Origin of the sequence: Streptomyces sp. SID13666, assembly GCF_010548325.1 — a bacterium.
Lineage (GTDB): Bacteria > Actinomycetota > Actinomycetes > Streptomycetales > Streptomycetaceae > Actinacidiphila > Actinacidiphila fildesensis.
This window is the reverse complement of the sequence record NZ_JAAGLX010000010.1, coordinates 118,921-141,002: the sequence shown is the minus strand read 5'-3', so window position 1 is coordinate 141,002 and position 22,082 is coordinate 118,921. Positions and strand designations below refer to the sequence as shown.

Here is a 22,082-nt window from a genome sequence, read left to right as displayed (position 1 = left end):
GCCCGGTGGTCCACCCGCTGACGCGGTGGGTGACCGAACGCACGACGCGATAGCAAGTTCGCGCTAGAACCGGGTAAAATCACGGCTGACCAGCCAGGACAGGGCCCACTTCGGCTCCCGCTCCGACGCGCGTCGTGCGGGCGACGTACCGTGCGGCTCCGGAAGCAGGTACCGTTGAGGGCCTACGGACCGGTCCCTCCCCGGAGAGACCGCTCCGATTCATGAACGCGTGTCAAGACTCGGGGCCATCGAGCCCCGCCGTTGAGGGGGTCGAGCCATGGGGCGCGGCCGGGCCAAGGCCAAGCAGACGAAGGTCGCCCGCCAGCTGAAGTACAACAGCGGCGGTACAGATCTGACACGTCTGGCCGACGAGCTGGGCGCATCGTCACCACTTCCGGTACTTCCGCCGGAGCCTGTTGTGGACGATGACGACGAGAACGACGACGACGATCCGTACGCACAGTACGCGAGTCGTTACAACGATGATGACGACGACGAGGACTCCGAGCCCTCGCCGCAACGTCGTCACTCTTGACGCTGCACTTCTACAGACCCGGTCCGGGGCCCGCCCCGGACCGGGTTTCGTCATGGCCCATGGTGCCTAGGGCCTGTCCGCTGGACAGACCCCAGGCGCCCGGACCTGGCTACTTCGCGTAGTCGCCGGTCAGGGTCACGGCCTCGGCGTGGTCACCGCGTTCGACGACCTCGCCACTCACCCATGCCTCCACACCGCGGTCGGCGAGAGTGGCGAGCGCCACATCCACCGAGTCCTGCGGCACGACGGCGATCATGCCGACGCCCATGTTCAGCGTCTTCTCCAGCTCCAGCCGCTCCACCCCGCCCAGCTCACCGACGGTGGTGAAGACCGGGTCCGGCCGCCAGGTCGAACGGTCGACGGTGGCGTGCAGGTGGTCCGGGATCACGCGGCCCAGGTTGTTGGCCAGACCGCCGCCGGTGATGTGCGAGAACGCGTGCACCGGGGCGAGCCGGGTGAGCGCCAGGCAGTCCAGCGAGTAGATCTTGGTCGGCTCCAGCAGCTCCTCGCCGAGGGTCCGGCCGAACTCCGGAACGTCCCGGTCCAGCTCCCAGCCGGCCCGGTCGAAGAAGACGTGGCGCACCAGCGAGTACCCGTTGGAGTGAAGTCCCGACGACTCGATCGCGATCACCGCGTCACCCGAACGGATACGATCCGCGCCCAGCACCTCGTCGGCCTCGACCACACCGGTACCGGCGCCCGCGACGTCGAAGTCGTCCGGGCCCAGCAGGCCCGGGTGCTCGGCGGTCTCGCCGCCGACCAGCGCGCAGCCGGCCAGGACACAGCCCTCGGCGATGCCCTTGACGATCGCCGCGACCCGCTCCGGGTAGACCTTGCCGACGCAGATGTAGTCGGTCATGAAGAGCGGCTCGGCGCCGCACACGACCAGGTCGTCCACGACCATGCCGACCAGGTCGTGGCCGATCGTGTCGTAGACGCCCATCCGGCGGGCGATGTCGACCTTCGTGCCGACGCCGTCCGTGGCGGAGGCGAGCAGCGGCCGCTCGTAGCGCTTGAGCGCGGAGGCGTCGAAGAGTCCGGCGAACCCGCCGAGGCCGCCCACGACCTCGGGCCGGGTGGCCTTCTTGACCCACTGCTTCATCAGGCCCACAGCGCGGTCGCCCGCTTCGATGTCCACGCCGGCGGAGGCGTAGCTGGCGCCGGTATTCTCAGGCATGGCTGGGAACTTTCACGTCGTCGAGTAGATGCGGTGCGATCGCCGGGGCGGCGATCAGGGGAGCCGGTTTCACGGGCGCCGACTCCCGGGTGGAGCGTCACGGCAGTAGTCCGAGTTTGCCCGACTACGGACGGCGCAGCGCGTCGGCGGCGTCGGTGCCACCGGCCAGCTCGCTCTCCAGGAGCTGCTTGCCGAGCAGCTCCGGGTCGGGCAGATCCATCGGGTAGACACCGTCGAAGCAGGCGCGGCACAGGTTCGGCTTGGCGATCGTCGTCGCCTCGACCATCGCGTCCAGCGAGATGTACGCGAGCGAGTCCGCGCCCAGCGACTTGCCGATCTCCTCGACGGACATGCCGTTGGCGATCAGTTCGGCGCGGGTCGCGAAGTCGATGCCGAAGAAGCACGGCCACTTGACCGGCGGCGACGAGATCCGGATGTGGACCTCGGCGGCCCCCGCCTCACGGAGCATCCGCACCAGTGCGCGCTGGGTGTTGCCGCGGACGATCGAGTCGTCCACGACGATCAGGCGCTTGCCGCGGATGACGTCCTTGAGCGGGTTCAGCTTGAGCCGGATACCCAGCTGCCGGATGGTCTGCGACGGCTGGATGAAGGTCCGGCCGACGTACGAGTTCTTGACCAGGCCGGTGCCGTACGGGATTCCGCTCGCCTCGGCGTAGCCGACGGCGGCCGGCGTGCCGGACTCCGGAGTCGGTATCACCAGATCGGCTTCGACGGGGGCCTCGGCGGCGAGCTTGCGGCCCATCTCCACCCGGGACAGATAGACGTTCCGGCCCGCGATGTCGGTGTCAGGGCGCGCCAGGTACACGTACTCGAAGATGCAGCCCTTGGGCTTGGCCTCGGCGAACCGGGTGGTCCGCAGACCGTTCTCGTCGATCGCGATCAGTTCGCCGGGCTCGATCTCCCGGACGAAGCTGGCACCGCAGATGTCGAGGGCGGCGGACTCCGAGGCGACGACCCAGCCGCGCTCCAGCCGGCCGAGCACCAGCGGGCGGATGCCCTGCGGGTCACGCGCCGCGTACAGCGTGTGCTCGTCCATGAAGACAAGGCTGAAAGCACCCTTGACCAGAGGCAGCACCTTGCCGGCGGCGAGTTCGACGGAGAGCGGCTTGCCGTCCTCGTCGACCTGTCCGGCCAGCAGCGCTGTCACCAGGTCGGTGTCGTTGGTGGCGGCCACCCGCGTGGCCCGGCCATTGCCCTGGGGCAGGTCGGCGACCATCTCGGCGAGCTCCGCCGTGTTGACCAGGTTGCCGTTGTGACCGAGCGCGATCGACCCGTTGGCGGTGGCACGGAAGGTGGGCTGGGCGTTCTCCCACACCGAGGCACCGGTGGTCGAGTAGCGGGCGTGACCGACGGCGATATGGCCGGTCAGAGAGCCGAGGGAGGTCTCGTCGAAGACCTGGGAAACAAGCCCCATGTCCTTGAAGACCAGGATCTGGGAGCCATTGCTCACAGCGATGCCCGCGGACTCCTGTCCGCGGTGCTGCAGGGCGTACAGACCGAAATAGGTGAGCTTGGAGACCTCTTCGCCGGGGGCCCAGACACCAAAGACGCCGCAAGCGTCCTGGGGGCCCTTCTCGCCGGGGAGCAGGTCGTGGTTGAGTCGTCCATCACCACGAGGCACACAGCGAGTCTAAGGCAGATTCGACCCGCGTCCGAACGGGCGACGGACCGCGAACCCCGCGATCACGGGTGTGACCACGGGTGTCTCACCGCAGGTGAGGCGAGGATCACGTGCTTTACGGGCCCTGAGCGGACACCGTGTGAGCACCCCACTACGGGGTGGTGGGGACGGGGGCCCTGCGGACCCGCTCAGCCGAGCGCTGGTGGTGGCTCAGCCGAGGACCGGGAGATAGGGACCGAGATCGGCCCGCTCCCCGCTCGCCGAGACGGCGGCGGCGTGGAGCGCGGTCTTCCAGTCGGTCCGGCCGGTGGCGAGCCGGATCCACGTCAGGGGATCGGTCTCGACGACGTTCGGCGGCGTGCCCCGGGTGTGCCGGGGCCCCTCCACGCACTGAACGGCCGCATACGGCGGAATGCGGACCTCGACGGAGTTCCCGGGCGCCTTGACCGCCAGCGCGTCGGCCAGCAGCCGGGTGACGGCCGCGACGGCCTGCCGGTCGTGCACCACCTCCACACCGGTGGCGCGCGCCAGATCGTCGCCGTGCACCACCAGCTCCACGAGCCGGGTGACGGTCATGTCCAGCGCCCGCATCGCCCCGAACACATGCGGAACGATCCGGTCCGCCCGGACCGCCTCGTCCAGGAAGGGCTCGATCCGCTCGGCGGCCGCGTCGAGCGCGTGCTTGACGTCGGTGATGCCGGCGGCGGTCTCCCGCGTCGAAGCGTCCAGCCGGTCCGCGATGGCGGCGGTGGACACCGCCCACACCGACAACCCGGTGACCGGAGGCACCGGATCCGGCACGGGCTCGCCGAGCAGCAACCGGACGGCATCGATCTGCCGCACGATATGCGCCACCAGCAGCCGCACATCCCACCCGGGCAGCCCGGAGGGCAACCCCAACTGCTCGTCCGTCAACGAACGCACCGCCACCCGCACCGCCCCCACCTGCGCGACGAGCGCGGCACGCGTCCTGGCAGGGTCATAACTACGGGCACGGCGACCGGCTGACGTCATGCCTCCGAGCCTAGGGGGCTCCCCCCGGGTTGTCCCCGGGCTTTCACCGCCCGGGGCCCGGCCCCGGACTCAGCCCTGGCGGGGGCGCTCGAAGGTCAGCAGCAGACCCTCGACGGCGCCGGGGCCGATGCGGCCCTTGACGTCGGCCGCGGTGATCGACTTCAGCGCCCAGCCGTCACCGGCGTGCTTGTTGAGCGTCTTCTCCAACTTGTCGCCGTCCAGCGCGTCACCGATCAGCGATTCGCGGAACGAAACAACCTTGTACTCGAACATGGCCCAGCCCCTCGTGCGTACGTACGGAATCCGTCCGCCGCCACCCAACCACGCTCCCGCGGGATTACGGGGCGGCGGGGGCGGATCCGCCGGCCTTGAGGACGTCGAGGAAGGCCGCGAAGCGGGCGGGGGTGGTGGAGAGGACAACGCCGGGCGCTTCGCTTTCCCGGAGGAGGACGGTTCCGTTGACGGCGGCCGCCAGCTCTACGCAGTTCTCGCCGCCGGCTCCCGAGAAGGAGGACTTCTGCCACTGCAACGATGAGGTCATGCCGGTCAGTCTCGCAGTTCCCGTGCAATCTGTCGGATGAACGAGATCGACTTCTTCGGGTCGAGCGACGCCTTCTCGCCAGCGTTGAAGAAGGCCCGATATTTGTCGAGTTGGGCCTCCGAGTCCAGGAAGTACCCGCCGAAGGGACTGTCGATCTGAACAGTGTCGAGCTCGGCGGCGATCCCGCCCGCATAGAGCACGGTCTGCGTCGCCTCGATGAACGTCTCGTTGGTGAACGGAATGACTCGCACCGTCACCGTGGGCCAGTGGGCGACCTCCAGAAGGTGTTCGAGCTGCGCGGATGTGATCTGCGCGCCACCGAACCTCATGCGCAGCGCGGCCTCGTGGATGATCGCTTCGTACGAGGGCGGCGAAGCACGCTGGAAGATCGCTCTCCGTCGCAAACGGTGCTCCACCCGGACAGCGACCTCTGATTCGGGCATGCGCGGAATGCCACCGGCGAAAATCGTGCGGGCGTAGTCCTCGGTCTGGAAGAGCCCCGGCAGAGTGAGCGCCTGGAGCGACCTCAGGTACGTGGCGTGATGTTCCAGTTCCGCTATGTCGACGAAACCGGGCGGCAGGACGCCCCGGTACTCGTCCCACCAGCCCTGGCCGCGCTGCTCCTTGGCGATGGCACAGAGCGCGTCGATCAGCGTCTCGTCGTCGCACGAATAGAACGCCGCCAAGCGGCGGATCCGCTCCTCGCTGATGCCGATCCGGCCGGATTCCATGTGCGAGATCTTCGCCTGGTCGTTGCCGAGCAGCCCGGCGGCCTCCCGGGCGGTCTTGCCTGCCCTGTCGCGCATCTTTCGGAGCTCGGTTCCGAGCCGTACCTGACGTGCGGTGGGGACGTCCCTTGCGGGCATGGCACCTTCCTCTCCTGCTCGTCCAAGTGTCCCGTGCGCCCAAGTCGGCCTGCCACCAGAACACTTGATCCCCCGTCCGCAAACTTGCCACGGAGCATACATGCCCCCTACCGTCGGTGATGCGTCCATCACACGGCGCACGCTCGCAATCAGACGGCAGCGCATCGCTACACCCATGCCTCCGGCACGGGAGGGGCGACAGGCCACCGCGTGGGGGCGTTTCCCAGAACCGTTCGGAGAGCCGCATGAACGCGAAGGACGAACCCCCTCGAACCCCGCCCGGTGAGGGCGCGGGCGCCGACGACGAGTGGGACTACTCGCTCCAGATCCCGCACGACCTGCGCGGCGCCGGCATCGCGCGCTGCACGCTCAGAGCGGTGCTCAACGCGTACGGGCTGGCGCCGATGATCGAAGTGGCGCAGCTCGTCGCGGCCGAACTCGTCGCGAACGCGCTGGAGCACTCCAGCGGGCCGGTCAGTCTGCGACTGCACTGGCGGGAGAGAAACCTGCGGCTCGGGGTGTGGGACACCAGTCCCGCGAAGCCGGAGTTCCTGACCGTCACGGACGAGGCCGAACACGGGCGCGGCATGTGGCTGGTCACCGGGCTCGCGGCGGCGTGGGGGTGCCACCTGCTCGGGGAGGAGCCCTTCGGGCTCGCGGGGAAGCTCGTGTGGGCGGACATCGCGGCGGGGTCCGCTGCCGCGTAACCGGAACGGGCGGGCGGTGGCTGAGGTCAGAGCAGTGCGAAGTGCTCTTCTGCGGCGCTGCGCACCTTGACCGGGCGGAGGGGAGGCCCCGGCGCTGCGCGCCTGCCAGGGAAGCGGTCCGTTGCGCGGCCCGGCGAGGCGGAGGGATTCCGGTCCGCTGCGCTCCCCGGGCGGGGTGGAGGGGAGCTGCGGCCGACGAGGCAGCACGGCCCGGCGGGTTGGGGCGCACCCCGCCTCTCGAACTCCGGCCGCTCCCAAGGGAACGAACTGTGTGGCCGCAGCCCCGGCATGTTGAGTTTTGACCGCCCTTAGTGATCCACATCAACTCAAAAACCACCTCACAGGTCCCACGGAACACCAGGTGTCACAGCCACCCCACTTCGCCGGGAGAAGAGCGGATCAAAACGTCAACCGGAGGCGCACCGCACGGCCCACCACCCCGCCCGGGGCGCGAAGCGAGCCCGGCACCGTCCGAGAGCCCGCCAACTGCGGCCCGCCTGAATCCACCACGCCCCCATGCGCCATGCCCGTGGCGCGAAGCGAACCCGGCCCCCTGCGAAGGCCCCTCAAACGCCCCACCCCCAGGGCACCTCCGGCCGCGACCGGCCCACCACCCGCCAAGGGGAGCGCAGCGGACCGCCTCGCTGGCAGGCGCGCAGCGCCGGGCCTCCCCCTCCGCCCGGTCAAGGTGCGCAGCGCCGCAGAAAGCACTCCGTATCGCTCTGACCTCAGCCACCCACCCGCCGTGCCACGAAGAACCGCCGGAGCAATACGCACTGCCGTCGCCAGCAGGCACGCCCTTCCCCACCCCTTCGTTCTCTCCCCACGCACAGACCGAGCCGCGCCGTCCGGGTCTCAACCAGTCGTTCGTGGCCCGGGTTCAGGCTCTGGAGTGCCTTTCCTTCGGGGTAACGTCGCCGAAAATCGTGCGGCGAGCTGAGCGTGACCGGTACAACCTTGGAGTCCGAGGCTCCTCACGGAGGCGACGGTTCCTCCCGCTCCGACGATTCTGGCTGGCGTACCGTGGCTCGTGCGACCCGAGGAGACGACCATGAGTACGCAGCCCGAGCACCCTGGCGGAGAGCTGATCCCCAGGCCCGAGCGAACCCCTGACGCTCTACGGGTCGCCCTCGCCCGGATCGCACCGCACCGGCTGGAGGAGATGGAGCGCCAGAAGAACGAAGCGTTCTCCATGGCTGCCCAGCACGACGCGCTCGGCCCTATTCGGATGTGGCTGCTGATCTGGTCAGGCGAAGTCGAAATCGAGCGTCGCCCGGACCTCTCCGAGCGGCGGCGCAAGGCGGAGCGAGCGGCTCAGACTCTCCCCAGAGAAGATCCAGCCTGGCGTGCGGCCATGGACGAAATCGTCGCCTTGACCGAAGAGGCACGCGCGGCAGTGGCCGGATGAATTGGTGCTGGGAGTACGACCCGAACGAAGAACACGTCATCGGTGGGGCACCGCCCGCCCTGGTTGCCGCCGTGGAAAAGCGTGCCGACGAACTGGTCCGTGCGGCAGAGGCTCTCTACCTTGACGGCACAACCCACCAAGACGCCTCCCCCAGGGGCGAGAACGTCCTGGTGCCTGGAGGCATGTTTCTGTGCCAGATCATTCCCCGGCACGAACGCGTCTACATCATGCAGATCACCTGCTGGTAGTGCGACTGGAGACCCAGCGGGCTCGGCGATACGGCGGTGGCCGTCGGATCGCCCCGCACCCCACTCCCAGGGCACCTCCGGCGGCGACCGGCCCACCACCCGGCAAGGGGAGCGCAGCGGACCGCCTCGCTGGCAGGCGCGCAGCGCCGGGCCTCCCCCTCCGCCCGGTCAAGGTGCGCAGCGCCGCAGAAGAGCACTCCGTATCTGACCTCAGCCCCTACCGGCCCCCAACAGGTCCCCGCTCCTCCCCGGCCCCGGCGGCGCCCCCGCCTCGACGAACCACTCTCTCCCCAACACCAGTCCGAAGATCGGTGCCGGGAGGCGGATCAGTAGGCGGAACAGTGCCGACGAGCGGCCTTTGCCCTCTCCCACTTGGGATCGGTGGGCGGCGAGGGCGGCGCGCTTTTGCTGGGCGTAGGGGCGGACGTTGATGCTGTGGGTGATCGCCGCTCGCGGGGTGAAGGACGTGCGCATGACCTCCGGGTCGTAGCGGACCGGCACCCGGAGGAGGCGCAGCGCACGGAACACCCGGTCGATGGGCTCGCGCGGCAGCGTCGCCTCCAGGACGCGGGTGCCCGTCAACCGGGCCGCCCGCGCGCCCACTTCGTGGACCCGGACGTGGTCGCGGTGGCCGTAGCCGCCCTGGGCGTCGTAGCTGAGCAGGACGTCGGCCCGCTCCTCACTCAACAGGGTCGCAAGCTTCGACGCGGCCTCGTCCACGTCCGCGCGGGCGAAGCGCACCCGGTCCGGTGGGTCCGGGAACAGCAGGGGGCCGTGGCCGCTGTCGGCGTATCCGAGGTGCACCACTCGGGCGACGCCCAGCAGCGCGGCGCTCGCCCGCAGTTCGTCCAGGCGCAGGGTTCCGTCCGGGCCGGTCGCCTCGCCCATGATCCCGTCGCAGGCGACGGCCACGACCACCCGGTGACCCTCCGCGGCCAACCGCGCCAGCGTGCCGCCGGTGAGCAGCACCTCGTCGTCCGGATGGGCATGGAACGCGAGAATCGTCGTCATCCCGGCCATCCTGACAGGCCCTGGCAGGCGCCGGCAGGCATGCGAACGGCTCGGCCCCGGCTCCTCGGAAGAGGAGCCGGGGCCGAGCCGAGAGGCGGTCTCAGGCCAGCAGAGCCGGGATCGTCGCCTCGTGCGCCTGCTTCAGCTCGCTCAGCGGGATCGTGAACTGGTCCTGGATCTCGATCGTCTCGCCGTCCACGACACCGATGCGCGCGGCCGGGAGGCCCCGCGCGCCGCACATGTCGTTGAAGCGGAGCTCCTCGCTGCGCGGGACGGCGACGACCGCGCGGCCGGCCGACTCGCTGAAGAGGAAGACGAACGGGTCGAGGTCGTCCGGGACGACGATACGGGCGCCCTTGCCGCCGCGCAGGCACGACTCGGTGACGGCCTGGATGAGGCCTCCGTCCGAGAGGTCGTGCGCTGCGTCGATCATACCGTCGCGGGAGCCGGCGATGAGGATCTCGCCGAGCAGCCGCTCGCGCTCCAGGTCCACCGCGGGCGGCAGGCCGCCGAGGTGGCTGTGGACGACCTCGGACCAGGCGGAGCCGCCCAGTTCTTCCTTGGTGTCACCGAGGAGGTAGAGGAGCTGGCCCTCTTCCGCGAACGCCATCGGCGTACGGCGGTTGACGTCGTCGATGACGCCGAGCACCGCGACCACGGGGGTCGGGTGGATGGCGACGTCACCGGTCTGGTTGTAGAGCGAGACGTTGCCGCCGGTGACCGGGGTGCCCAGGATCAGACAGCCGTCGGCCAGACCGCGGGTGGCCTCGGCGAACTGCCACATGACGTCCGGGTCCTCGGGGGAACCGAAGTTGAGGCAGTCCGAGATGGCGAGCGGCTTGGCGCCGGTGGCGGCGACGTTGCGGTACGCCTCCGCCAGCGCGAGCTGCGCGCCGGTGTACGGGTCGAGCTTGGTGAAGCGGCCGTTGCCGTCGGTGGCGATGGCGACGCCGAGGTTGGTGTCCTCGTCGATGCGGACCATGCCCGAGTCCTCGGGGTGCGACAGCACCGTGTTGCCCTGCACGAACCGGTCGTACTGGTCCGTGATCCAGGACTTCGACGCCTGGTTCGGCGACGAGACGAGGGCCAGCACCTGGCGGCGCAGTTCATCACCGCCCGCCGGGCGGGCGAGCTTGTTCGCGTCGTCGGCCTGGAGGGCGTCCTGCCAGGACGGACGAGCGTACGGGCGGTCGTAGACCGGGCCCTCGTGGGCGACGGTGCGCGGCGGGACGTCGACGATCTGCTCGCCGTGCCAGAAGATCTCCAGCCGCTCGCCGTCGGTGACCTCACCGATGACGGTGGCGATGACGTCCCACTTCTCGCAGATCTCGAGGAAGCGCGCGACCTTGCCGGGCTCGACGATCGCGCACATGCGCTCCTGGGACTCGCTCATGAGGATTTCCTCGGGCGAGAGGGAGGAGTCGCGCAGGTGGACGGTGTCGAGCTCGACGCGCATGCCGCCGGAGCCGGCCGAGGCCAGCTCGGAGGTGGCGCAGGACAGGCCCGCGCCGCCGAGGTCCTGGATGCCGTCGACGAGGTCGGCCTTGAAGATCTCCAGGGTGCACTCGATGAGGAGCTTCTCCTGGAACGGGTCGCCGACCTGGACGGCGGGGCGCTTGCTGGGCTTGGCGTCGTCGAAGGTCTCCGAGGCGAGGACCGAGACGCCGCCGATGCCGTCGCCGCCGGTGCGGGCGCCGTAGAGGATGACCTTGTTGCCGGCGCCGGACGCCTTGGCGAGGTGGATGTCCTCGTGCTTCATGACGCCGACGCAGAGCGCGTTGACGAGCGGGTTGCCCTGGTAGCAGGCGTCGAAGACGACCTCGCCACCGATGTTCGGCAGGCCCAGACAGTTGCCGTAGCTGCCGATGCCGGACACGACGCCGGGCAGTACGCGCTTGGTGTCGGGGTGGTCCGCGGCACCGAAGCGCAGCGGGTCCATGACCGCGACCGGCCGGGCACCCATCGCGAGGATGTCGCGGACGATGCCGCCGATGCCGGTGGCCGCGCCCTGGTGGGGCTCGATGTACGAGGGGTGGTTGTGCGACTCGACCTTGAAGGTGACCGCGTAGCCCTGGCCGACATCGACGACGCCGGCGTTCTCGCCGATGCCGACGAGCATGGCGTCGTTCTCGGGGGCCTTCTCGCCGAACTGCTTCAGGTGGACCTTGCTGCTCTTGTACGAGCAGTGCTCGGACCACATGACGGAGTACATCGCGAGTTCGGCGCCGGTCGGGCGGCGGCCGAGGATCTCGCGGATGCGCGCGTACTCGTCGGGCTTGAGGCCGAGTTCGGCCCAGGGCTGGTCGGCCTCGGGGGTCTTTTCGGCGTTCGTGACGGTATCGAGGGTCATGCGGTGACCAGCTTCTTCAGGATCGAGGTGAAGAATCCCAGACCGTCGGTGCGACCGGTGCCGATCAGCGGCTCGACGGCGTGCTCGGGGTGCGGCATGAGGCCGACGACGTTTCCCGCGGCGTTGGAGATGCCGGCGATGTCGCGCAGCGAGCCGTTGGGATTGACGTCGAGGTAGCGGAAGACCACGCGGCCCTCGGCTTCCAGTTCGTCCAGCGTCCGCTCGTCGGCCACATAGCGGCCGTCGATGTTCTTCAGCGGGATGGAGATCTCCTGGCCGGCCGAGTAATCGGCGGTCCAGGCGGTGTCCGCGTTCTCCACCCGCAGCTTCTGGTCGCGGCAGATGAAGTGCAGGTGGTTGTTGCGGAGCATCGCGCCGGGCAGCAGGTGCGATTCGGTCAGCACCTGGAAGCCGTTGCAGATGCCGAGGACCGGAAGACCGTCCCTGGCGCCCGCGATGACCGACTCCATGACGGGGGAGAAGCGCGAGATCGCGCCGGCCCGCAGGTAGTCGCCGTAGGAGAAACCGCCGGGCAGGACGACCGCGTCGACCTGGTGGAGGTCCTTGTCGCGGTGCCACAGCGGCACCGGCTCGGCACCGGCGACGCGGATCGCGCGCTGGGTGTCGCGGTCGTCGAGCGTTCCGGGGAAGGTGACGACGCCGACTCGAATGTTCCAGCGGCCCGGAGGGCCTTCGTTTGGGGTGGCGGTGGGTGACGGGCGGGCGGTCACGACTCCACCTTCACGGAGAAGTCCTCGATGACGGTGTTGGCAAGGAAGGTTTCGGCCATCTCCCGGATGCGGGCGAGGGCGGCGTCGTCGACCGGCCCCTCGACCTCGAGTTCAAAGCGCTTTCCCTGGCGGACGTCCGCGATCCCTTCGAACCCGAGACGCGGCAGTGCACGGTGCACCGCCTGGCCCTGGGGGTCGAGGATCTCCGGCTTGAGCATGACGTCGACTACGACGCGTGCCACTGGCACTCCCGGTGTTGTGGTGGTGCGTGAAGTGACTTCAGCGTACCCGTCGCAAAAATCTACGCGGGTAGATATCCTGTTCTCCGCCGGTTGACGCTCATCACGTTTAAGTATCGGCCGTGCGATTCTCTAGGGGATGCGTTTCAAGAAACGTAGGGTCCCGATTGCGACGGGACACGCGGAGGAATAATCCTCCGGCTTCCCGACGTAATGCATGGCATCGTACAAATGAAAACTTATTGTCCCCGACTTGTCGGCTTCATCGCATCGACCCAGCTCAGCCGCAGATCAGTCGTTGATCAGTGGTAGCCAGGAGGCCGGCAGAAGCCGATTCCGCACGAAAGGACCGACACCCATGGCGCAGCGCGTAGTGGTCAGCCTCTCCGACGATCTCGACGGCGGCGAGGCAGCGGAGACGATCGTTTTCGGGATCGACGGAAAGTCCTTCGAGATCGACCTGTCGGCGGTCAATGCCGACAAGCTGCGGAGCGCTCTGTCGCCGTATGTCGGCGCCGGCCGGAAGCACGCCCGCTCGGGAAAGGTCTACAAGCGCACGGCCGTCGCGCCCGACCCGGCCGCGGTGCGCGCGTGGGCCCGGTCCAACGGCTTCGACGTGCCGCCGCGCGGCCGCATCCCGAAGAAGGTCTACGAGGCGTTCAACGAAGCGAGTTGAGCCGGAGGGCGTCCGTCCGTGATCTTGCGCCCTACCGACTGGACAGGCACCCCCTGTGTTCCGCTACTGTTTGGAGCACGCCGAGGGCAGGGTCGAAAGACCAGGTCGTCGATAGTCACGCGGGTGTAGCTCAGTAGTAGAGCGCCCCCCTTCCAGGGGGGAGGCGCAGTGTGCGATCCCTGTCACCCGCTCTGACTGTTCTGACCGGTCCAATGGATCGGGTAGAGTAGTCCTGCGCAACAGCGCGGTGCGGACGTAGCTCAGTTGGTAGAGCGCAACCTTGCCAAGGTTGAGGTCGCCAGTTCGAACCTGGTCGTCCGCTCAGTTCAATGAAGTCCCCGGTCGGATCTCCGACCGGGGACTTCATTGTTTCCGCCTTCTTCGCGTCGGCGACACGGGCGCTTCATGACATTCGTCATCAATGGCGATGACACCGCGCACTGCCCGCACGTCCCGGCCGGCGGAACGCTGGATATATGGACACGTACAGCGGGGACACGCACGAGAAGGTGATCGATGTCGCCGGATTGCGCCGCCGATATGACGGTCAATTCGAGGCGGTACGCGGAGTGACGTTCACGGTGGCGCGCGGCGAGCTCTTCGCGCTGCTGGGGACCAACGGGGCGGGCAAGACCTCCATCGTCGAGGTGCTGGAGGGGCTGGCCAGGCCGAGCGGCGGGCAGGTCAGGGTGCTGGGGCACGATCCCTACCGGGAGCGGGCGCTGGTGCGGCCGCGGATGGGCGTAATGCTCCAGGAGGGCGGGTTTCCTTCCGACCTGACGGTGGCCGAAACCGCCCGTATGTGGGCCGGCTGCACGACCGGGGCCCGGCCGGTCGGCGAGGCGCTGGAGATGGTGGGCCTCGGCACCCGCCACAAGGTGCGCGTCAAACAGCTGTCGGGCGGTGAACGGCGGCGCCTGGACCTGTCGATGGCGCTGCTCGGCCGTCCCGAAGTGCTCTTCCTGGACGAGCCGACCACCGGGCTCGACGCGGAGGGCCGCCATGAGACCCAGCAACTGGTGCGCGAGCTGCGGGACCGGGGCACGACCGTCCTGCTCACCACGCACTACCTGGAGGAGGCCGAGGGCCTCGCCGACCGGCTGGCGATCATGCGCGGCGGACGGATCGTCGCGACCGGCACCCCCGCCGAGGTGACGGCGGCCCGGCCGGCCCGGATCCACTTCACTCTGCCGGAGGGCGTGACGCCGGACCGGCTGCCGCTGTCCGTCCCGTCGGCCGCCGACGGGCGCCGGATCGAGGTGCGGACCGAACGGCTGCAGGAGGACCTGCTGGAACTGCTGACGTGGGCGCGCGACAGGGACGTACAGCTCCTCGGACTCGACGCGCGGCACGCGTCGCTGGAAGAGGCGTTCATGGACATCGCGAAGGGGGACGCACGATGAGCACGACGCGTACGGGAACGCTGAAGGGAACGGGCACGGTGCCGGCGACGGGCCCACGGACCCGGAGCCGTACGCGGCTGGTGGCGCTCGGCCGGGCCGAGCTCACCTTGCTGTGGCGCAACCGGACGGCGATGTACACCGCGCTGCTGCTACCGGTCGGCATGGTCTGGGCGACGCGTTCCGTGGTCCCGACCCACGACCTCAGGGAAGCCGGACTGACCCGCAACGCCCAGACGATGAGCGGCGGCATCGGCGTCATCCTGCTCCTCGTCGTCTACTACAACCTGGTGACCGCCTATGTGGCGCGGCGCGAGGAGCTGGTGCTCAAGCGGCTGCGGACCGGGGAACCGTCGGATCTGGAGATCCTGGCCGGGACGGCCCTCCCGGCGGCCGCCGTGGCGCTCGCGCAGTGCACGGCGCTGATCGCCACCGGTGCGCTGCTGCTGGACCTGCCGGCTCCCCGGCGGCCGGAACTACTCGTCGCGGGCGTGTTGCTGGGGGTGCTGCTGCTGGCCGCGCTGGCGGCCGTCTCGACCGTCTTCACCCGGAGTGTGGAGGTGGCGCAGTTGACCACCCTGCCGCTGTTCATGGTGTCGCTCATCGGATCCGGGCTCTTCGTACCGGTGGAACTGCTGCCCGGCTGGGCCCACGATCTGTGCCGGCTGCTGCCCGTGACGCCCGTCACCGACCTCGTACGGTTCGGCTGGCTGGGCGGCGCCGGGGCGGGCGAGATCCTGCGCACGCTGGGGCTCGCGGTGGCCTGGACCGCGCTCGCGGTGTTTGCTGTACGCCGGTGGTTCCGCTGGGAACCACGTCGCTGACCAGGCCCAGGGGGACGACCGTGCCGAAGCTGACGGGATGGTGGGAGCGGCGCAGCGATCCGGCCCGCTTCGAGCTCTACACGCGGTGGTCGCTGTACTCCTTCGCGTTGATCGAGGTGTTCCTGGTCCTCGGCGCGGTCCAGCGCTCCGACAGTCCGATCGGTGCGCGCGTCGTCCTGTGGGCGCTGCTGGGGCAGGCCGTGCTGTGCGCGGTGCTGGTGTCCCGGGTGCTGGACTGGGCGCTGGGCCGGCGCGAGCGGCCGACCCGGCTGCTCGCCGCCGCCGGCGCCACGACGGCCCTCGCGGTGCTGGTCGTCGTGGTCCTGCGGGCGCGCGGCACCCTGCTCCCCGGGGGCGAGGCGGTCCAGATCGTCTCCGGCTTCACCGCCTTCGCGATCGGCCCCGCGGTGCTGAACATCCGCCGACCGCGCCGGATCGTGCTGCTCGTGATGGGTACGGCCGCACTGGTGGCGGTGTGCTCGGCGGCGGCGGGACTGCCGGCGGGTGAGACCACCGGCTACGCCGTCGCGGTGGCGGCGGGGGGCGCCGCCATGGCGTTCACCTACCGCGGCTCCGCCTGGATCCTGGTCGTCGTGTGGGAGCTGGACCGGGCACGGGAGGCGCAGTCGCGGCTGGCGGTCGCGGAGGAGCGGCTGCGGTTCGGACGGGATCTGCACGATGTGATGGGACGCAATCTCTCGGTGATCGCGCTCAAGAGCGAACTCGCCGTCCAACTCGCCCAGCGGGGGCGGCCCGAGGCCATCGACCAGATGGTGGAGGTGCAGCGCATCGCGCGGGAGTCGCAGCGCGACGTGCGCGAGGTCGTCCGCGGCTACCGGTCGGTGGACCTTCAGGTGGAGCTGGCGGGCGCGCTGTCGGTGCTGCGGGCCGCGGGCGTCGACTGCCGGGCCGAGGGCGACGACGGGGCGACGCTGTCGCCCGCCGTCCAGTCCGTGATCGCCTGGGTGGTCCGAGAGGGCACCACCAACGTGCTGCGGCACGGGGACGCGCGCAGCTGCGTCATCCGGCTGCTGGTCGAGCCGGCCGGCTCGGCCGTACTGACCATGGAGAACGACGGAGCGGTGGCCGTCCCCGCCGTGGCCGCTCCGACGACGCCGGGGACCGGGCTGACCGGGCTGCGCGAGCGCGTCGGCGCGCTGGGCGGCACGCTGACCGCGGAGCCGGACACGGGCGGGGTGTTCCGGCTGACGGCATGCGTGCCGCTGCAACGCCGGGAAGCCGCTTCCGGTGCCCCCGGTACCACCGCCGTAGGTTCGCAGAGCACGGAGGGAGCCGCATGACGCATCCGATCGGGACCGGTGAGGCCGGCGAGGCGCGCGTCCGCGTTCTGCTCGCCGACGACGAGCACCTCATCCGCGGCGCGCTCGCCGCGCTGCTGTCCTACGAGGACGACATCCTCGTCGTCGCCGAGGCCGCCTCCGGGCCCGAGGCACTCGCGATGGCACGGGCGCACCGGCCGGATGTCGCGGTCCTGGATCTGGAGATGCCGGGCGCCGACGGTGTGGCGGTCGCCACATCCCTGCGGGCCGAGCTGCCCGGCTGCCGGACCATGATCGTGACCGGTCACGGTCGTCCAGGACACCTGAAGCGGGCCCTCACGGCGGGCGTCAGGGGCTTCGTTCCCAAGACCGTCTCGGCGCAGCGGCTGGCCGAGATCATCCGCACCGTGCACGCCGGAGGCCGTTACGTGGACCCGGAGTTGGCGGCCGACGCGATCAGCGCCGGGGACTCCCCGCTGACCGTCCGCGAGGCCGAGGTCCTCGATCTGGCGGCCGACGGCGCGCCGATCGCGGAGATCGCCCGGCGGGCCGCGCTGTCCCAGGGAACGGTGCGCAACTACCTCTCCTCGGCCGCCACGAAACTGTCCGCGGAGAACCGTCATGAGGCCGCGCGCATCGCCCGGGAGCGCGGTTGGGTATAGTGGCTCTCGCGCAAAGCACACAGCACGCGCGATGCGGACGTAGCTCAGTTGGTAGAGCGCAACCTTGCCAAGGTTGAGGTCGCCAGTTCGAACCTGGTCGTCCGCTCAGCAGAACGAAGGCCCCGGTGGATTTCTCCACCGGGGCCTTCGTCGTACGCGGCCTTCGTCGTACGCGGCCTTCGTCGTACGCGGCCTTCGTCGTACGCGGCTGCCCGGGTGCCCGGCCGCAGGGTGCGCGGCCGGGCACTTGGGGCAGCCGGCTGCTAGGACCAGGTCGTGCCGGTGAGGCGCTCGTAGGCCTCGATGTACTTGGCGCGGGACTGCTCGATGATCTCGGGCGGCAGCGGCGGCGGGGGCAGTTCGCTGTTCTTGTCCCAGCCGGAGGCGGGGGACGTCAGCCAGTTGCGGATGAACTGCTTGTCGAAGGACGGCTGGGTCCGGCCGGGCTTCCACTGATCGGCCGGCCAGAAGCGCGAGGAGTCCGGGGTGAGCACCTCGTCGCCGATGACGAGCTCGTCACCGTCGAAGCCGAACTCGAACTTGGTGTCCGCCAGGATGATGCCGCGGTCCCGGGCGACATCGCGGGCCCGGCTGTAGACCGCGAGGGTCGTCTGGCGCAGCAGGGCCGCGGTCTCGGCGCCGACCTGACGGGCCGCCTCCTCGTAGGAGACGTTCTCGTCGTGCTCACCGACCTCGGCCTTGGTGGCGGGCGTGAAGATCGGCGCGGGCAGCTCCGAGCCGTCGACGAGGCCCTCGGGGAGCGCGAGGCCGCAGACGGTGCGGTGCGCGTCGTACTCGACGAGGCCGGAGCCGGTGAGGTAGCCGCGGGCCACGCACTCGACCGGGATCATCCGCAGCGACTTGCAGACCATGGTGCGGCCGGCCCAGTCGGCGGGGGCGCCGGCCGGGACGTCGGTGGAGATGACGTGGTTGGGAACCAGGTCGGCGAGCTGGTCGAACCACCACAGCGACAGCTGGGTGAGGATCCGGCCCTTGTCGGGGACCTCGGTGGGCACCACCCAGTCGTACACGGACGTACGGTCGCTGGCCACCATCACCAGTTCACCGGCCGCGTTCCGGTACAGGTCGCGGACCTTACCGGTGTGCAGGTGCACCAGTCCCGGCACCTGGACGGGTACGGGTTTCTCAACGAATCCGGACATGGGTCCTCCCCACTCGGCGGCTCAGCTCCCGATTCTCCCGCACGAGGGAGGGTGCAACCCGACAGGGTCCGGCCGAGCGGGCAGGTCGGAACCCATCGGAACCTAATCGTGCTTGCAGATCCGGTCCAGGAGGTTGGCCGTGGCGCGCTGGATCCGGGGGTCCACATAGTGCGGACGGTCCAGCGCCGGGGACCAGGCGAAGGTGCCGGAGGCGAAGACATAGGCGCCGCTCGGTGCCCGGTACAGCGACGTCTCCTGATGGCGGCGGCGGCCGTCGGCGTCCTCGTACGGCGAGTGCGCGAGCAGGATCCGGTCGGTGGACTCGGGCAGCGCGGTGCGCGGGAAGTAGCGGTCCGCCTCACCCGCGACCAGGCCCTCGATCTCGTCCCCCTCGGCCGCGCCGGTGGCCTCCCACAGCCAGTGGTCGGCGTTGCGGACGACGAGCGGGGCGGGTTCGGGGACGCGGCCGGCGTACTGCACGCCCAGCAGCAGCTGTTCCGGCTCGCCCAGGTCCCGCCACAGGGCGCTGCGGCCGCGGGCGTCGCCGCGGCGCTTGCGGCAGGTCAGCAGCCGGTCGGGCTCACCGGCCGGCGAGGGGCCCAGTTCGACCTGCCAGTACATGGAGTTGGCGGAGAGGAACACCAGCGAGGTGCCGCCGTCCCTGGCGGCCTCGGCGGCGCGGCGCATCGGAACCGACCAGTACTCGTCGTGCCCGGGGAAGACCAGGCCGCGGTACCGGGAGGGGTCGACGCGGCCGGCGTGCAGATCGCGGGCGTCCGCGTAGGCCAGGTCGTAGCCGTACCGCTCCGCCCAGCGGATGAAGTCGTAGGCGTGGCCGACGTGCAGCGGCAGCCCCGCGCCCGCGTAGGGACGGTCGAAGGAGACCGTGGCGGGCGCCTCCTCCTCGCCGAGCAGCCGGCCTTCGGCGTCCCACGCGTGATAGAGGCTGGCGCCGGTCCTGCCGTCCTCCGGGTACAGGTTGTACGCCTGCCAGGTGACGTCGGGCATCACCAGCAGCAGGTCCGCGTCGAGCGCGGGGGCGTGCGGCGGCTCCTTGGTCGGGTACCGGCGCGGGGTCGGCGGGCGTGCGTCACGGACGGTGAACGGGATATGGCTGCGGTACCCGTCGGCGGTGGTGAGCACCGCCACATAGGCGCCGGTCTTCCAGTACCCCGGCACCTGCAGCCGCCAGGACTGCCACCAGTGATGGCAGGAGACGGTGCGGCCGGCGGCGAGCGGGGCCGACTGGACGATGCCGGAGAGCCGCGGGCTGGCCGTCATGTGGCACGCGCCGTCACCGCCGTAGTGGCCGATGCGGTAGATGTCGACGGTGAACTGCTGGGGCGGGTCCACGGTCACCCGGAAGTCGATGGCCGCGCCCGGGGCGACCGCGCCGGCCGAGGCGAAGCCCTTGACCTGGCAGCGCACGTCATCGGCGGTGCGCGGGCCCGGTACCTGCGGGCGGGCCGGTGCCTCGCCGCGGCTCACCGAGAGGTCGACGTACCAGGGGACCACGTTCCCCTCGTCGTCCAGATACTGCTCGGCGCCGCGCAGCCACGGTAACGGGCCCTGTCCGAACGGGTCGGTCACCCCATGCGCGAGCGCTCCCGACTGCCAGCGCCGGATCTGCTCCGTCCCCACGTGTGCCCCCCTTCTTCGCCACGCCCCCGGGTCGAGTCCCACGCGTCCGAACCCAGCACATCACATAACGCACTCCCCTGGTTACTGTTCGTGGCGAATAATCGGAACAGTTTCGCTCCGAGTGGGGCAGAAACTGTCATCCGGCGGGTGCGGCGTGGCCCCTGTGTCAGACGAGGCGGACGGGCTTCTCCAGCCGGACGCCGACCGCGGTGAGCCAGGAGCGCAGCGGAGCCGCGTCACCGTTCTCCACGAGGCGCAGCACCGGCCACGCGAGGTCCGCCCGGCGGGAGCCGTTGACGAGCAGGGCGGGCCCGTCCAGCCAGTCGAGGCCGGCCGTGGCGCCCGCGGTGTCGACGGCGGCGCAGCAGACCATCGCGGTGACGTGTTCGGTGAGCAGCTCGCGGCCGGTGCGGGGCGGGAGCAGTTGGTAGACCGGGGCGAGGGAGGTGCCGGTGGCGGGGGTCCGGTTGGCGTCGCGGGCCGCTTCCTCGCGGGCGACATGGCCGGTGATCCGGGCCGCCAGCTCCTCGCTGCCGCCCCGGGAGAGCCGGTCGATCACCCGGGCGATGGTGGCCCGGCCGGGCTCGTCGGGAAAGTCCACGGAGCCGGCCACGGCCGCCTGGCGGGCGGCCTGGGCGCCCATCAGCAGCCCGGCGCCGGCGCGGCTCTCCGCGGTGTGCTCGGCGGTCTGCACGGTGATGACCGCGGGCCGGTCGCGCTCGGGGCGCGGTACGGCGCTGCCCGGCTCGTCCAGCACCCTGATCAGCAGGGCGGCCTCGGAACGCCATATGCGGTCCACGACCTCCTCGGGGTACGAGTCCCAGTCGACCGGCGACCAGTCCGGGCCGTGGCCCTCGGGGCCGCCGTGGAAGAGCCGGGCCGCCAGCAGGGAGGCCGCCTCGTCGACGGTGCCGGGCTCTTCGAGCAGATCGCAGGCGGGGCGCTCGCCCAGCCGGGACTCGAAGCCCTCGGCCAGCCGGTCGCGGCGGGACAGATCGGTGAGCGCGGCCACCACTCCGGCGTCGAGCCGGGACGGCCAGCGGCCCATCCGCCAGGCGGGCAGCGCGACCCTCGTCAGCAGCCGGTCCCAGCCCGCGTAGGCGAGGCCGACCTGCTCCTGGGCGACGATCCGCAGCCCGTAGTCCACCGCCTGGGCGCGCTCCGAGGCGGACGCGGCCACGCCGCGCTCCATCTCGGCGGCATGCGCCCGGCAGCCGCGCAGCAGCAGCCGCGCGACCCAGCCGAGGAAGGCGTACGCGGGCCACACGAGACCGCGTGAACGCGCCGAGGCGACGCCGGCTGCGGCGTCCAGACCCCGGATAAAGCGCCGGGCCGCGGCTATGTCCGGGTCGGCGGACGGTCCGGTGCCGGCCACGACGGGGGCGAGCAGGGCACGCAGCTCGGCGACCCGCATCCACCACATGAAGGGCGAGCCGATCACCAGCACCGGCGCGGCCGGCTCCCGGCGGCGGCCCCAGCGGCCCGCGCCCGCTCCGTCCGGGCGGCGGTCCTCCAGCCAGCTGTCGCAGTCCGGGGTGAGCTCTATCGAGGAGGGCGTGGGGACCTGGAGGCGGACCGCGAGGTCATGGACCATCCGGTACAGGTCGGGGGCCGACGATTCGGCGACCGGGACCGTCGGGCTGACCGCGGGGCGGGCCCGGACGACGACGGCGGCGACGGCGCCCGCGAGCACCAGCACCACCAGCGCTCCGCCGACCACCGACCACCGCAGCGCGTCCCAGCTGTCGCCGATCCGCCCGGTGGCGCCGCCCACGAGCAGGACGACGGCGGCTGCGGCGGGCAGCAGCGCCACGGCGAGCGCGGTGCTGCGGATCCGCAGCACCGCCAGCGCACGGGAGCGTGCGACTCCCTCACCTGTTTCTCCAGCCATCGGGCGGCTCACCCCCGTCTCACTGTCAGGACCGCCGTCGGCGGCTTATCCCACTGTCGCACCGCCCACGGACATC

Annotated in this window: 21 protein-coding genes and 3 tRNA genes; 11 read left to right on the top strand and 13 right to left on the bottom strand. The window is 70.6% G+C overall.

Annotation, left to right across the window (positions count from 1 at the left end):
* Positions 1-277 precede the first annotated feature (277 nt).
* A complete protein-coding gene (locus G3I60_RS16345; RefSeq protein WP_138355816.1) occupies positions 278-535 on the top strand; it encodes a DUF3073 domain-containing protein in 258 nt (85 codons plus the stop codon).
* A gap of 109 nt (positions 536-644) precedes the next feature.
* On the opposite strand, the gene purM is transcribed toward G3I60_RS16345, so the two are convergent.
* The 6 genes from purM to G3I60_RS16315 form a co-directional block, all read right to left on the bottom strand.
* Positions 645-1,712: a phosphoribosylformylglycinamidine cyclo-ligase gene (gene purM / locus G3I60_RS16340; RefSeq protein WP_138355817.1), complete on the bottom strand. Its 1,068-nt coding sequence runs from the start codon at positions 1,710-1,712 to the stop codon at positions 645-647.
* 124 nt (positions 1,713-1,836) lie between these two features.
* Entirely contained in the window at positions 1,837-3,354 is a 1,518-nt protein-coding gene (purF, locus tag G3I60_RS16335; RefSeq protein ID WP_138355818.1) for an amidophosphoribosyltransferase, read from the bottom strand.
* Between the two features lie 210 nt (positions 3,355-3,564).
* Positions 3,565-4,368, bottom strand: a complete 804-nt coding sequence (locus G3I60_RS16330; protein WP_164607340.1) for a maleylpyruvate isomerase family mycothiol-dependent enzyme — start codon at positions 4,366-4,368, stop codon at positions 3,565-3,567.
* A gap of 69 nt (positions 4,369-4,437) precedes the next feature.
* Positions 4,438-4,641, bottom strand: coding sequence for a DUF4177 domain-containing protein (locus G3I60_RS16325; RefSeq protein ID WP_138355820.1), 204 nt, complete (start codon positions 4,639-4,641; stop codon positions 4,438-4,440).
* A gap of 64 nt (positions 4,642-4,705) precedes the next feature.
* Entirely contained in the window at positions 4,706-4,909 is a 204-nt protein-coding gene (locus G3I60_RS16320; protein WP_164607337.1) for a DUF397 domain-containing protein, read from the bottom strand.
* 5 nt (positions 4,910-4,914) lie between these two features.
* Entirely contained in the window at positions 4,915-5,775 is an 861-nt protein-coding gene (locus G3I60_RS16315) for a helix-turn-helix transcriptional regulator (RefSeq protein ID WP_164607335.1), read from the bottom strand.
* A gap of 245 nt (positions 5,776-6,020) precedes the next feature.
* Between G3I60_RS16315 and G3I60_RS16310 the strand changes: the two genes are divergently transcribed.
* Positions 6,021-6,482 carry an ATP-binding protein gene (locus G3I60_RS16310; RefSeq protein WP_138355823.1) on the top strand — a complete coding sequence of 154 codons (462 nt, stop codon included), beginning with the start codon at positions 6,021-6,023 and terminating at the stop codon, positions 6,480-6,482.
* 1,051 nt (positions 6,483-7,533) lie between these two features.
* Complete coding sequence (locus tag G3I60_RS16305) at positions 7,534-7,890, top strand: hypothetical protein (protein ID WP_138355824.1); 357 nt, start codon at positions 7,534-7,536, stop codon at positions 7,888-7,890.
* A 458-nt stretch (positions 7,891-8,348) separates the two neighbouring features.
* On the opposite strand, the gene G3I60_RS16300 is transcribed toward G3I60_RS16305, so the two are convergent.
* From G3I60_RS16300 to purS, 4 genes are all read right to left on the bottom strand, one after another.
* Positions 8,349-9,149, bottom strand: a complete 801-nt coding sequence (locus G3I60_RS16300; protein ID WP_164607333.1) for a PIG-L deacetylase family protein — start codon at positions 9,147-9,149, stop codon at positions 8,349-8,351.
* 100 nt (positions 9,150-9,249) lie between these two features.
* Positions 9,250-11,499, bottom strand: coding sequence for a phosphoribosylformylglycinamidine synthase subunit PurL (gene purL, locus G3I60_RS16295; protein WP_138355826.1), 2,250 nt, complete (start codon positions 11,497-11,499; stop codon positions 9,250-9,252).
* The gene (purQ, locus tag G3I60_RS16290; RefSeq protein WP_164607389.1) at positions 11,496-12,170 is read right to left on the bottom strand and encodes a phosphoribosylformylglycinamidine synthase subunit PurQ; all 675 of its coding nucleotides are present in this window, start codon (positions 12,168-12,170) and stop codon (positions 11,496-11,498) included. Before purQ ends, purL begins: the two co-directional genes overlap by 4 nt.
* 56 nt (positions 12,171-12,226) lie before the next feature.
* A complete protein-coding gene (gene purS, locus G3I60_RS16285) occupies positions 12,227-12,472 on the bottom strand; it encodes a phosphoribosylformylglycinamidine synthase subunit PurS (protein WP_138355828.1) in 246 nt (81 codons plus the stop codon).
* A gap of 355 nt (positions 12,473-12,827) precedes the next feature.
* Here purS and G3I60_RS16280 point away from each other — a divergent pair, with 355 nt between their 5' ends.
* The 8 genes from G3I60_RS16280 to G3I60_RS16245 all read left to right on the top strand — a co-directional run bounded on the left by G3I60_RS16280 (position 12,828) and on the right by G3I60_RS16245 (position 17,417).
* The gene (locus G3I60_RS16280; protein WP_138355829.1) at positions 12,828-13,145 is read left to right on the top strand and encodes an Lsr2 family protein; all 318 of its coding nucleotides are present in this window, start codon (positions 12,828-12,830) and stop codon (positions 13,143-13,145) included.
* Between the two features lie 119 nt (positions 13,146-13,264).
* Positions 13,265-13,336 (top strand) — tRNA-Gly (locus G3I60_RS16275).
* A gap of 58 nt (positions 13,337-13,394) precedes the next feature.
* Positions 13,395-13,467: transfer RNA gene (locus G3I60_RS16270), tRNA-Gly, on the top strand.
* Between the two features lie 154 nt (positions 13,468-13,621).
* Positions 13,622-14,548, top strand: a complete 927-nt coding sequence (locus tag G3I60_RS16265) for an ABC transporter ATP-binding protein (RefSeq protein ID WP_164295156.1) — start codon at positions 13,622-13,624, stop codon at positions 14,546-14,548.
* Entirely contained in the window at positions 14,545-15,369 is an 825-nt protein-coding gene (locus G3I60_RS16260) for an ABC transporter permease (RefSeq protein ID WP_138355831.1), read from the top strand. The genes G3I60_RS16265 and G3I60_RS16260 overlap by 4 nt, the downstream gene beginning before the upstream one ends.
* Before the next feature lie 20 nt (positions 15,370-15,389).
* Positions 15,390-16,670, top strand: coding sequence for a histidine kinase (locus G3I60_RS16255; protein ID WP_164295157.1), 1,281 nt, complete (start codon positions 15,390-15,392; stop codon positions 16,668-16,670).
* Positions 16,667-17,311: a response regulator transcription factor gene (locus G3I60_RS16250; protein ID WP_138355833.1), complete on the top strand. Its 645-nt coding sequence runs from the start codon at positions 16,667-16,669 to the stop codon at positions 17,309-17,311. The genes G3I60_RS16255 and G3I60_RS16250 overlap by 4 nt, the downstream gene beginning before the upstream one ends.
* Before the next feature lie 33 nt (positions 17,312-17,344).
* Positions 17,345-17,417 (top strand) — tRNA-Gly (locus G3I60_RS16245).
* Positions 17,418-17,574: 157 nt separating this feature from the next.
* On the opposite strand, the gene G3I60_RS16240 is transcribed toward G3I60_RS16245, so the two are convergent.
* The 3 genes from G3I60_RS16240 to G3I60_RS16230 all read right to left on the bottom strand — a co-directional run bounded on the left by G3I60_RS16240 (position 17,575) and on the right by G3I60_RS16230 (position 22,006).
* A complete protein-coding gene (locus tag G3I60_RS16240) occupies positions 17,575-18,474 on the bottom strand; it encodes a phosphoribosylaminoimidazolesuccinocarboxamide synthase (RefSeq protein ID WP_138355834.1) in 900 nt (299 codons plus the stop codon).
* Between the two features lie 102 nt (positions 18,475-18,576).
* Positions 18,577-20,115, bottom strand: a complete 1,539-nt coding sequence (locus tag G3I60_RS16235) for a N,N-dimethylformamidase beta subunit family domain-containing protein (protein WP_164295158.1) — start codon at positions 20,113-20,115, stop codon at positions 18,577-18,579.
* A 166-nt stretch (positions 20,116-20,281) separates the two neighbouring features.
* Positions 20,282-22,006: a hypothetical protein gene (locus G3I60_RS16230; protein ID WP_138355836.1), complete on the bottom strand. Its 1,725-nt coding sequence runs from the start codon at positions 22,004-22,006 to the stop codon at positions 20,282-20,284.
* Between the last annotated feature and the right edge of the window lie 76 nt (positions 22,007-22,082).